Origin of the sequence: uncultured Winogradskyella sp. (assembly GCF_947496485.1) — a bacterium.
Lineage (GTDB): Bacteria > Bacteroidota > Bacteroidia > Flavobacteriales > Flavobacteriaceae > Winogradskyella.
On record NZ_CANMCZ010000001.1, the window covers coordinates 1,022,861 to 1,035,054 of the forward strand.

Consider the following 12,194-nt stretch of genomic DNA (forward strand, 5'->3'; position numbering starts at 1 on the left):
AATGTTAAGGGAATTAGAATTGGTTTTCTGTCTGTCGGTAGACAGGTTTTAGCGCGTTTAACTTTAAGGGAGTTAAGCGCGCTTTTGTTTTATAAAGTTCCTCTTTTGGCTTGTTCTCTTTCTATAGATTCGAATAAAGCTTTAAAATTTCCAGCACCAAAACCACGTGCTCCCATCCTTTGAATGATTTCAAAAAATAGTGTTGGTCTATCTTCTACAGGCTTTGTGAAAATTTGAAGTAAATAACCTTCTTCATCTGCATCTATCATAATACCCAAACCTTTCAAGGTTTCAATATCTTCTCTTAATGCATGACTATGCTCCTCTAGTCTACCAGGAACTGCTCTATAATATTCTTCTGGTGGAGTGGATAAGAACTCAACACCTCTAGATTTTAATTTTGAAACTGTAGAAATAATATCATCTGTAGCAACCGCAATATGTTGTACTCCGGAGCCTTCATAAAAATCTAAATACTCTTCTATTTGAGAACGTTTTTTACCTTCGGCTGGTTCATTTATAGGGAACTTTATTCTACCATTACCATTACTCATCACTTTGCTCATTAAAGCTGAATACTCAGTATGAATTTGTTTATCATCAAATGATAAAAAGTTTACAAATCCCATTACGTCCTCATACCATTTTACCCACGTATTCATTTCTCCCCAACCTACATTGCCAACCATATGGTCTATATATTTTAGACCTGCTGACTCTGGGTTGTAATCACTTTTCCATTCTACAAAGCCAGGCATAAATTTTCCGTTATAGTTTTTACGTTCTACAAACATGTGCACGGTCTCACCGTAAGTGTAAATCCCTGCTCTTACCACTTCACCAAATTCATCTTTCTCTACGACGGGTTCCATATAAGATTTTGCACCTCGTTTGGTGGTTTCCTCATAAGATTTACGAGCATCTTCTACCCAAAGGGCAACAACTTTAACACCATCACCATGTTTTACAATGTGTTTATTAATTTCAGATTTACTGTTTAGCGGTGTTGTTAGTACTAAACGTATCTTATCTTGCTTTAACACATAACTTACTGAATCCTTCGACCCAGTTTCTAATCCTTTATAAGCATAAGATTGAAATCCAAATGCTGTTTTATAAAAATGTGCTGCTTGTTTAGCATTACCAACATAAAACTCTACATAATCCGTACCTAAAAGTGGAAGAAAATCTTGTGCTCCTTCAAATATTTTTTCTAAACCGTAGTTTACACTTTCTATTTCTTTTGCCATAATATTTTATTTTATAAACTGTCTCCTTCTATAAATTTTTTATTTAATTCTGGTTCTTTATCCTCCATAGCATCTATATTAATTGAATCCACTTGTTCTTCAAGGATATAATCATCATCTTCCCAATCATCTGAGTCTTCAGTTTCCATATCATAATCATAAAAATCATCAGTTTCATTATTAGTTCTATTCATTTCCTCTAGAACTGCTGAAGAAATAATTGTTCCGTAAAATGCTATTGCTATTACTGAAACCATAACAATTAACCCATTAAGTACAATAGCGATAATATTTATAATCTTAGCTGTATTAACATTGCTTCTAGATTGTGGTGAATATGCTTCTGGATTTTGATTAAAATCACGTAAACTTTTATTTGCCGTTACTAATCCAATTATAGCCATAACTAAAGGGATAATTGCCGTTAAGCCATAGCAACAACACCCAGCAAGTCCAATGACCAAAGCTAAAATTCCTAAAATCATTGCTAATGGATCTGCTGATAATTTGTTATAATTCATACGTACTAGTGTATAATTTATTTGTATTTAATTATTCTTCTAACCAAGATTTAAAATAATCTTCGTCTGCTATTTTCATGGCTTCTTCAGTAACTTTTAATGGTTTAAATGTATCTACCATTACAGCCAATTCGTCAGTTTTTACTTTGCCAATGCTACGTTCCATTGCTCCAGGATGCGGACCATGAGGAATACCTGCAGGATGCAACGAAATATGACCTGCATCAATATCATTTCTACTCATAAAGTCACCATCAACATAATACAACACCTCATCACTATCTATATTGCTGTGATTGTAAGGTGCTGGCACACTCAAAGGATGATAATCATATAAACGTGGTACAAAACTACAAATAACAAAAGCGTCAGTTTCAAAAGTTTGATGTACTGGAGGTGGTTGGTGTATACGACCAGTTATCGGTTCAAAATCATGTATTGAAAATGCGTAAGGATAATTATAACCATCGTACCCAATCACATCAAAAGGATGCGATGCATAAACCATATCAAAAATCTCGTCTTGCTTTTTTATTTTAATTAAAAACTCTCCTGACTCATTATAAGTTTCTAGTTCTTGTGGTTGACGCAAATCGCGCTCACAAAATGGCGAATGTTCTAATAATTGTCCAAACCAATTTCTATAACGTTTTGGTGTATAGATTGGTCTGTACGATTCTACAATAAACAGTCTATTATCTTCAGTGTCAAAATCTAGTTTATAAATGATACCTCTTGGTACCAACAAGTAATCACCATATTTAAAATCGAGATTACCTAGCATAGTTCTCAATTTTCCTGTGCCTTTATGAATAAATATTAATTCATCTGCATCTGTATTTTTATAAAAATAATCTCTTGTGGATTCTTTTGGTGCTGCTAAGATGATATTACAATCGCTATTAGTCAACACAATTTTTCTGCTCTCTAAATAATCGTTTTCTGGCTTTACTTTAAAGCCATGTAAACGATACGATTGCATATTATTTGCTTTGGCAACTTTAGGAGCAACGCTATATTGTTTTTTAATTTCCTTAACCTGAGTTGGCCTTTGCTCATGGTAACTATTGGTAGACATCCCGTCGAAACCTATTGTGCCAAATAACTGCTCGTAATAAAAGTCACCATTTGGTTTTTTAAATTGTGTGTGTCTTTTTGGTGGAATTTTCCCTAATTTATGATAAAATGGCATTTTTTATTGTTTTAAAGGTTGATTGTTTTACACGCAAAAGCGTGTAAATAATTCTCATTAAAGGTACAAAAAATGCGTGTCTATTCTGGATTCCTCTTGATGAGGAAATGAAGGTAAAGTTTTATGTTTGCCCAGAACGGTTTCATGAGTATAAAACTAATAAATTATTTGATTAAGAGCAATCAAATTAATAGTCAAAATTCATGATCCCAATTTATAAAGTAAACTGATCTTGTAAGCTGGTAATTGAACTACCACCAACAAAAACTTGAAAATCACCTTTCTCAACGATAAAATCTCCTTTATTATTAAAAAAGCCTAATTCATTATCTGTTAACTCAAAAGTGATGGTTTTGGTTTCGCCTTTCTGAAGTTCAATCAATTCAAATCCTTTGAGTTCTTTAACTGGTCTTGTAATACTTGCTACCAAATCTCTAATATATAGTTGAACAACTTCTTTACCATCATATTTTCCGGTATTAGTAATATCTACTGAAACTTTAACCTTTTTATTTGATGATGTTCCATTTTGTTCAATACTCAAGTTTTTATACTTAAAATCGGTATAACTCAAACCATGACCAAACTGATAAAGTGGAGTATTTTCTTTATCACTATAATGCGACCAAAACACATTATTCTGTGAATTATTAGGTCTACCGGTACTTTTGTGATTATAGTATATTGGGATTTGACCTACATTTCTAGGAAATGTCATAGGTAGCTTACCACTTGGATTATAATCACCATATAAAACTTGAGCAATGGCGTGTCCTGATTGCGTTCCTAATTGCCAACCTTCTACAATAGCAGGAATATTCTCTGAAGCCCATTCTATTGTCAATGGCCTACCATTTTGAAGTACTAGCACTATATTTTTATTAACTTCATAAACGGCCTCAAGCAGTTTTTGCTGCAATCCTGGCAAATCAATAGATGTTCTACTTCTTGCTTCTCCACTCTGAAAACCATGCTCTCCTAGCACCATTACAACAACATCAGACGTTTTAGCTAAATCTACAGCTTCTTTTATACCAGAGTTATCAGTGTTATTAATTTTTAATTCACTTATAAACGACGTTTTACCAAGAAATACATCCACCCCTTTTGTATAAGTTATGGAATTGTCCTTATATACTTTCATTCCTTCTAATACAGATACAGCAGTATTATCATCAGAAGCAAGCCTCCAACTTCCTAAAGGACTATTTTTATCTGAGGCTAACTCACCAATAAGTGCTATTTTTTGACCTGCTTTGTTGAGTGGTAATAGGTTTTTTTCGTTTTTAAGTAAAACAATCGACTTCTTTGCCATATCTAATACAGCTTCGTTATTTGATTCACTGCCTATCATTTCTTTTTGATTCTCCTCATTACAATATCTGTAAGGGTCTTCAAATAATCCAAGTTCGAATTTTACTTTTAAAATACGTCTAGCTGCATCGTTAATTAATGACTCCTCTACAATACCTTCATTTACAAGATTCGCCAATTCTCTTATATAAACATAACCTTCCATGTCCATATCTGATCCTGCTACTGATGCCAATTTTGCAGCTTCTTTTTTATCTTTTGCATGTCCCCAAAAAATGAGTTCATTTATTGAAGCCCAGTCTGATACCACAAACCCTTCAAAGTTCCACCCATCTTTTAGAATTGTTCTCTGTAAATATTTACTAGCAGTTACAGGTATACCATTTAATGTATTGAAAGAATTCATAACTGTTTTTACATCACTATCTACAGCCGCTTTAAAAGGTGGTAAAACTGTATTTAAGAGTGTTACATTATCAATGCTTACCGTATTATATTCTTTCCCTGATTCAGAAAAGCCATAGGCAGCAAAATGTTTTGCACATGCTGCAATGGTATTATTTTTACTAAGATCATTACCCTGAAAACCTTTAACTCTTGCTTTAGCGATTTTACTACCCAGATAGGTATCTTCACCAGCACCTTCCATAACTCTTCCCCATCTTGGATCACGAGAAATATCAACCATCGGTGCAAAAGTCCAATTAATTCCTGCTGCTGAAGCTTCAATAGCAGCAACCCTTGCAGAGTTTTCTATAGCCTGTAAATCCCAACTGGCAGATTCTGCCAAAGGGATTGGACTCAATGTTTTTAATCCATGAATAACATCAAAACCAAAAAGTAATGGAATACCTAACCTAGATTCTTCTACCGCTATACGTTGCAACTCTCTTACATGTTCAACACCTCTTATATTAAGCATTGCGCCAACATATCCTTTTTTTAAATGTTCATATTTTAAATTTGAAGAGCTCCCTTTTGGTACTGGCCCTGTAACATCCCAAAATCCATTATATAAATTCATTTGACCTACTTTCTCTTCTATTGTCATAATAGCTAGTAATGAATCTATTTTTTTATCTACTATATCGTCAGGTACAATTGAGAGTGTGTGCTTTTTTGTAGAACAACTAATTATAGCTAAAATGAATACTGTAACCAGTAAAACGGAATGCTTGAGTTGGTATTTCATTATTTTAATCTTTACGGATTTTTAAAAGACTAAATTAATCTATCTGTTGGAATTATTAAATTTTTAAAACCAAAACCCAAGATTAAAAAACCAATAGCCATTTCCTGTCTCCGGTGAGTAGGTATATTTTCCTTCCAAAGGACCCAAAAAAGTTTCTAAAGAGTAACCAATAGCATAACCGCTATAATCTGGTGAGCTAAGCCATTCTCCCGATTCAAAAATACCATCTTCTATATTAGCGTAATTTGCTGCTATTATAATATGATGCTTTTTAAAAATCTCATAGTCCAAAGTAAATGTTGCTTTTACAAAGCTGTCACCAAAAAGAGCTAAATAATCATAACCGTAAAATGACTGAAAATTATTAATGAAGTTATTTCCATAACCTCCTAGACCAAATCCCAAAGTAGTTGTAGAATCATCTCCTATTTTAAAGCCTCCACTGGTTTCGGTTTTAAAAGCTAAGTTATCACTGAAACTAAAGGCATAGCCAATATCGGCTTTAGCAATAGAAAATTCTTTAAAATCACTATTAAAGTTAGACGCATCTAAGTATAGATGAAAATCTCCATTAAAGTAAAATCCGTTTTTAGGAAAATGGACATTGTCGTAATCATCAAAAATCAAATTCCCAAATACACCAAAATAATCAGTTTTTTCAAAAATAATTTCGTCATCCTGATTACCTTCGACAATGGTTTCGGATGTTATTTTAAGTCTTTTATGCTCTGCACCAATACGTAAAGCAAAATCCTTTCTAAAAATAGTTTGTAAATACACTTGGTTAGTAAAATCCGAAAGTTGAACATCTATTTTATTCAATCCTACAAGCAAAGGTGATTCTTCCTCTAAAGCTATTAAAGGATTTATATTCTTATTAAAACTGTTGTAGCGCGATTTTAAACCAATACTAATGTAAAACCCTTTATCAATAAAATAATTAAAATTATATCTTGAATTATCACCTAGAACTAAATCTAATGAGGCAATATCATTATTAAACAACAAACGCTTTTTAGTAAGATTAGCAAGTGCAGCACTTTTGTATAAGCCATCATAATGTACACCGAGTTTAAGAAAGGTAGTCGTTTCAGACTCCCTTATTTCACCCGCTAAATTATATCCGTAATCCTTTGTGCTTGGCTCTAATTCATATCTAAATGTATCAAAATTATTTGTAGCTATGAGGTTATTAATTCTTTTCCTGAAGTCACTGTAGCTAATTTTTTCTTCGTTTTTAAACTTCAACTTACCTAAAAGGTAAGATCTAGTGTATTTTTCGTTGCCTGTAATACTTATAGCATTGATTTTTATGCTATCTAAAAGCTTAATGTTCTGCTTTTTTAAAATAGATGTTTGTTGACGTCTTACATTTTGCAATGACATTATATTAACTCTTGCGGCTGCTTCACCATTTGCAATGATATTATCACCTTCATTAAAAGAAATAACAGAAAAGTTGGTTATGTCGGGTTTTATATAAATATCCGTAAGTGCAGCTTTACTTTTCATTGCGTTAATGGTACGGAAATTATTAATTTGTAATAAAATATCTGGAGCAGATTTTAATGATTCACGATCCTTTAGAGCATCTTGCACATCAACTCCTATTATAATATCCATGCCTTTAGCTCGTAACTCTTCTACTGGAAAGTTATTGGTTACTCCACCATCTATTAAAATTTTACCATCAATAACTACTGGTTGAAACAACGATGGCAGTGCGCCACTTGCAGTTACAGCCTTGGCTAATTTCCCTTTGTCCATAATTAAAGATTCACCTGTTTCTATATCTGTGGCAATACAGAAGAAAGGGATAGGAAGATTTTCAAAATCCCTAATATTATTAACAGGAAGCATTAACTGATATAGTAAGTTATATACATTTTGTCCTCTTGATAAAGCGGAGGGTAAACTAATATTGAAATTGTCAAAGGGTAAACTTACCGCATATTTCTCGGCATTTTCGCGTTCGTAAAACGGCTTTGCTGACCTCGGAAAGTTATCGTTTATTAACTCATCAAAATCTTGAGTTTTAAACATCGCTTCTAATTGTTTACCAGAATATCCTGTAGCATACAATGAACCAATTATGGCGCCCATACTAGTGCCAGCTACATAATCTATCTTAATACCAAGACTATCAATGACCTTTAGAACACCAATATGTGCAAAACCTTTGGCACCACCACCACTCAAAACTAACCCTACTTTTGGTTCCTTAGCTTCTGCTATTTCTTGAGCTTTCAAAAGATTGAAGCTTATAAAAAAAAGAATTAGAGTATAGATTATAAGTTTACTTCTAAATCTGAGGTCATATGTTTGGGACAATTTCACTTTATTCTTTATGATAGTAGTTATATATTTTATTTGCTCTAGATACTCCTACAACAGCTTCAAGCTCATCTAGTTTTGCATTTGCAATTCGCTTTACGGTTTTAAAACTTTTCATTAAATCGATAATGGTTTGTTCACCTACTCCAGAAATATTTTCGAGTTCTGTAGTTAATGCACCTTTACTTCTTCTATTTCTATGATGCTCAATACCAAAACGATGTGCTTCGTTTCGTAATTGCTGAATAATTTTAAGGGTTTCGCTTTTTTTATCTAAATATAATGGAATTGGATCATCTGGATAAAATAATTCTTCTAAACGTTTCGCAATTCCGATGATTGCAATTTTTCCTCTTAATCCTAAAATATCTAAACTTTTTAATGCTGAAGATAATTGTCCTTTTCCACCATCAATGATAATGAGTTGAGGCAAGGATTGTCCTTCTTCAACTAAACGTTTGTAGCGTCTGTAAACTACTTCTTCCATGGATGCAAAATCATCTGGGCCTTCAACAGTTTTTATATTAAAATGACGATAATCTTTCTTACTAGGCTTTCCGTTTTTAAATACTACGCAAGCTGCAACAGGGTTTGTACCTTGAATATTAGAATTATCGAAACACTCTATATGTCTTGGTTCTTCAGACAAACGCAAATCAGCTTTCATCTGTGCCATAATACGATTGGCATGACGATCTGGATCTACTAATTTTACTTGTTTAAATTTATCCATTCTAAAATATTTCGCATTACGAATTGATAAATCTAATATGCTTTTTTTATCACCAAGCTTAGGTATTGTTATCTTTACTTTATCTCCTAAATTAACTTTAAAAGGGACATAGATTTCTTTAGAGTTTGAATTAAATCGTTGTCTTATCTCAGTAATAGCTAGTTCTAATAATTCAACATCAGATTCTTGTAGTTTCTTTTTTAATTCTAGTGTATGAGATCTAATAATAGAACCATAACTTAATTGTAGGAAGTTCACATACGCATAGGTTTCATCGCTTACAATAGAAAACACATCAACATTGCTAATCTTAGGATTTACAATGGTTGATTTGGCTTGATAATTCTCTAAAATTTCTAATTTTTCTTTTATTTTTTGGGCATCTTCAAACTGCATGTTTTCTGCATGCTGCTTCATCTGTAGTCTGAACTGTTGCAAGGAGTCTTTAAAATTCCCTTTTAAAATTTCCCTAATTGCAGTAATATTAGAATGATATTCTTCTTCAGTTTCATAGCCTTCGCAAGCTCCTTTACAATTCCCTAAATGATATTCTAAACAAACTTTATACTTACCTGCATTAATTTTTGCTTCGGACAAATCGTAATTACAAGTACGTAATTGGTATAAACCTTTTATTAAACCCAGAAGTGTTTTTACTGTTTTCATGCTTGTATAAGGTCCAAAATATTCTGAGCCATCTTTAAATACTCTACGCGTAGAAAATACTCTGGGAAAACGCTCTTTTTTTACACAAATCCAAGGATATGATTTATCATCCTTAAGCATTACATTATACTTAGGTTGATATTTTTTTATGAGATTATTTTCTAGTAATAACGCATCGTTCTCAGTCTCAACCACAATATGCTTTACAGAAGCTATATTTTTTACTAAAACTCTGGTTTTTCCGTAGTCATAATGCTTGGTAAAATAACTGCTAACCCGCTTTTTAATATCCTTCGCTTTACCTACATAAATTAGCTTTTCATCAGCATCAAAATATTGATAAACACCAGGTTGATGCGGTAGTGTTTTTATTTGTATATCTAAGGTGGTTTCTGACATCTATTCAAAGGTAGTTTAATTGATAGTATTGTAAAAATCAGAATTCCTTTTTTAGTATATTGCATCAACCAAAAAATTCTTTTAAGCTCAAAGGATACTATGAATATTGTCATTCTTTCAAGAAATGAAAACTTATACTCTACTAAACGTCTTATTATTGAAGGTGAAAATAGAGGTCATGATGTAGAAGTTATTGATCCTCTAAGATGTGATATTATCATAGAAAAGGAAAAGCCTACTGTTTATTATAAAGATCGTTATTTAGATTATGTTGATGCTATAATTCCCAGAATTGGAGCTTCAGTCACCTTTTTTGGCTGTGCTGTTGTACGTCAGTTTGAAATGATGAATGTTTTTACAACGGTGACCTCAGACGCTATTATTAGAAGTAGAGATAAATTGAGAAGTTTTCAGCGCTTATCTAAAGCCGGAATTGGAATGCCTAAAACCGTATTTACGAATTACTCTCGAGATGTGGAAGAGGTTTTAGAGCATGTTGGTGGGCCACCAGTAATTATTAAATTATTAGAAGGCACTCAAGGTTTAGGCGTAGTTTTAGCCGAATCAAAAAATGCAGCAGAATCTGTACTCGAAGCCTTTAATGGTTTACAAGCAAGAGCATTAGTGCAAGAATATATTTCAGAGGCAAAAGGATCAGATTTAAGAGCGCTTATTGTGGATGGGCAAGTCGTAGGAGCCATGAAACGACAGGGTAAGGACGGTGAGTTTCGTTCTAACTTACACAGAGGAGGAACTGCTAATTTGGTTAGACTATCAGAAGATGAACTAAAACTAGCGATAAAAGCATCACGTGCATTAAAGCTACCTGTTTGTGGTGTAGATATGCTACAATCATCTAGAGGACCTCTAATTATGGAAGTCAATTCTACTCCTGGTTTGGAAGGTATAGAAGGTGCCACTCAAAAAAATATAGCAAGAGCAATTATTACATTTATTGAGCGAAATAGAAAATAGTTAGAATTTAAGACTAAACAGATTTCCGTTTTCACGGAAAATGAATATGAGTAAAAAAGAAGTATTACATATACTAGGTGAAAAAATTGAGCTTGGAGAGAGTGCGAAAGTAAGCTTTAATGTCGCTAAGTTACATACTCAGAACACTATTGATGTTCCAGTCATTATAGAACGCTCTAAAAAACCCGGCCCAACAGTTTTAATAACCGCTGGTATACATGGTGATGAAGTTAATGGTGTAGAAATAGTACGCCAAATAATTGCGAAGGGAATTAACAAGCCTAAGAAAGGTACTATCATTTGTATTCCTGTAATTAATGTTTTTGGATTTATTCATATGGATAGAGAATTCCCAGATGGTCGTGATCTTAATCGTGTGTTTCCCGGAATTAAAGGTGGCTCTTTAGCCAGTAGGGTAGCCTTTAAACTAGTAACTGAAATTTTACCACATGCTGATTTGGTTTTGGATTTTCATACAGGTGGAGCAGATCGTTTCAATTCTGCACAAGTACGTATTATTAAGGGTGAGAAAATTTTAGATGACTTAGCTAAGGTTTTCGGTGCACCTTTTGTCTTTTACTCTAAAAATATTAACAAGTCCTTCAGAAATACCTGTTACAAATTAGGTGTTCCTATTCTTTTATTTGAAGGTGGTAAATCATTTCATATTGATAATACAGTTACTAATACAGGTGTTAATGGTGCCAAAAGAGTGTTGCACTACTTAGATATGCTAAACAGAAAATTTAAGGTCTCTGAACCAAAAAAATCTTGCGTTTACATTACAAATAGCAGATGGATAAGAGCCAACTATTCTGGGATGTTCAAATCTACAATTGCCATTAATGCCGAAGTGAAAAAAGGTGATGTTATTGGAAACATTACTGATCCATATGGAAGTTTTAACCATTTTGTTAAAGCACCAAATGATGGCTATATTTTCAATATTAATGAATCGCCTATTATCTACCAAGGAGATGCAATTTTTCATATTACCACCAAGCTAAAATCGTGACAAAAAAAGAATTAAGAATTAAATATAAAGCGCTTAGGCAGTCACTTACAGCATCTCAAATTGAAGACTACAGTTTAGCTATTGCTAATCAACTATTAAAGCTTAGCATTTGGGATTTTTCCTTTTATCATACCTTTTTAACCATTGAAGAGCAAAAAGAAATTAACACGGATTATATGCTCAATATTTTAGCTGGTAAGGATAAGAACATCGTCATTTCTAAAAGTAATTTCGAAGATTACTCCATGACACATTATTTATTAACAGACAATACGAAACTAAAGAAAAACGAATACAATATTCCTGAACCTGTTGATGGCATAGAAATTCAATCTTCTAAAATAGATGTAATTTTTGTTCCTCTTTTAGCTTATGACAAAGTTGGTCATAGAATTGGTTATGGAAAAGGATTTTATGATCGTTTTTTATCTGAATGCAAACCTGAAGCTTTAAAGATTGGTTTTTCTTTTTTTAATGCTGAAAACGAATTTTCTGACTTTAGTACAAACGACGTAAAGCTAGACTATTGCATAAGTTCAGATAAAATATACAAATTCTAATTTCTTAAAATCATCGATTAAAGGCAATAAAAATAGATTAAAT

General features: G+C 32.8%; 9 protein-coding genes. 3 read left to right on the plus strand and 6 right to left on the minus strand.

The window, feature by feature from the left end:
• Positions 1-89 precede the first annotated feature (89 nt).
• From hppD to uvrC, 6 genes are all read right to left on the minus strand, one after another.
• Positions 90-1,250: a 4-hydroxyphenylpyruvate dioxygenase gene (hppD, locus tag Q0822_RS04360; protein ID WP_299120623.1), complete on the minus strand. Its 1,161-nt coding sequence runs from the start codon at positions 1,248-1,250 to the stop codon at positions 90-92.
• A gap of 11 nt (positions 1,251-1,261) precedes the next feature.
• On the minus strand, positions 1,262-1,771 hold the full coding sequence (locus Q0822_RS04365) for a CCC motif membrane protein (RefSeq protein ID WP_299120625.1): 510 nt from the start codon (positions 1,769-1,771) through the stop codon (positions 1,262-1,264).
• Positions 1,772-1,802: 31 nt separating this feature from the next.
• Positions 1,803-2,963, minus strand: a complete 1,161-nt coding sequence (locus Q0822_RS04370) for a homogentisate 1,2-dioxygenase (RefSeq protein ID WP_299120628.1) — start codon at positions 2,961-2,963, stop codon at positions 1,803-1,805.
• A 214-nt stretch (positions 2,964-3,177) separates the two neighbouring features.
• A complete protein-coding gene (bglX, locus tag Q0822_RS04375; RefSeq protein ID WP_299120630.1) occupies positions 3,178-5,469 on the minus strand; it encodes a beta-glucosidase BglX in 2,292 nt (763 codons plus the stop codon).
• Positions 5,470-5,532: 63 nt separating this feature from the next.
• Positions 5,533-7,719 (minus strand): patatin-like phospholipase family protein, encoded by a 2,187-nt coding sequence (locus Q0822_RS04380; RefSeq protein WP_299120632.1) that lies wholly within the window; start codon positions 7,717-7,719, stop codon positions 5,533-5,535.
• Positions 7,720-7,807: 88 nt separating this feature from the next.
• On the minus strand, positions 7,808-9,601 hold the full coding sequence (gene uvrC / locus Q0822_RS04385; protein WP_299120633.1) for an excinuclease ABC subunit UvrC: 1,794 nt from the start codon (positions 9,599-9,601) through the stop codon (positions 7,808-7,810).
• Positions 9,602-9,700: 99 nt separating this feature from the next.
• Here uvrC and rimK point away from each other — a divergent pair, with 99 nt between their 5' ends.
• The 3 genes from rimK to Q0822_RS04400 are packed head-to-tail and all read left to right on the plus strand — an operon-like array spanning position 9,701 to position 12,151.
• On the plus strand, positions 9,701-10,576 hold the full coding sequence (gene rimK / locus Q0822_RS04390) for a 30S ribosomal protein S6--L-glutamate ligase (protein ID WP_299120634.1): 876 nt from the start codon (positions 9,701-9,703) through the stop codon (positions 10,574-10,576).
• 46 nt (positions 10,577-10,622) lie between these two features.
• Positions 10,623-11,591 carry a succinylglutamate desuccinylase/aspartoacylase family protein gene (locus Q0822_RS04395; protein WP_299120636.1) on the plus strand — a complete coding sequence of 323 codons (969 nt, stop codon included), beginning with the start codon at positions 10,623-10,625 and terminating at the stop codon, positions 11,589-11,591.
• Positions 11,588-12,151 (plus strand): 5-formyltetrahydrofolate cyclo-ligase, encoded by a 564-nt coding sequence (locus tag Q0822_RS04400; protein ID WP_299120639.1) that lies wholly within the window; start codon positions 11,588-11,590, stop codon positions 12,149-12,151. The genes Q0822_RS04395 and Q0822_RS04400 overlap by 4 nt, the downstream gene beginning before the upstream one ends.
• The last annotated feature ends 43 nt before the right edge of the window (positions 12,152-12,194 follow it).

What these genes read in the sequence shown, in the direction of transcription:
- uvrC (WP_299120633.1), bottom strand. Translation starts at nt 9,601, where the DNA reads ATGTCAGAAACCACCTTAGATATACAAATAAAAACACTACCGCATCAA.
- rimK (WP_299120634.1), top strand. Translation starts at nt 9,701, where the DNA reads ATGAATATTGTCATTCTTTCAAGAAATGAAAACTTATACTCTACTAAA.
- hppD (WP_299120623.1), bottom strand. Translation starts at nt 1,250, where the DNA reads ATGGCAAAAGAAATAGAAAGTGTAAACTACGGTTTAGAAAAAATATTT.
- bglX (WP_299120630.1), bottom strand. Translation starts at nt 5,469, where the DNA reads ATGAAATACCAACTCAAGCATTCCGTTTTACTGGTTACAGTATTCATT.
- Q0822_RS04370 (WP_299120628.1), bottom strand. Translation starts at nt 2,963, where the DNA reads ATGCCATTTTATCATAAATTAGGGAAAATTCCACCAAAAAGACACACA.
- Q0822_RS04395 (WP_299120636.1), top strand. Translation starts at nt 10,623, where the DNA reads ATGAGTAAAAAAGAAGTATTACATATACTAGGTGAAAAAATTGAGCTT.
- Q0822_RS04365 (WP_299120625.1), bottom strand. Translation starts at nt 1,771, where the DNA reads ATGAATTATAACAAATTATCAGCAGATCCATTAGCAATGATTTTAGGA.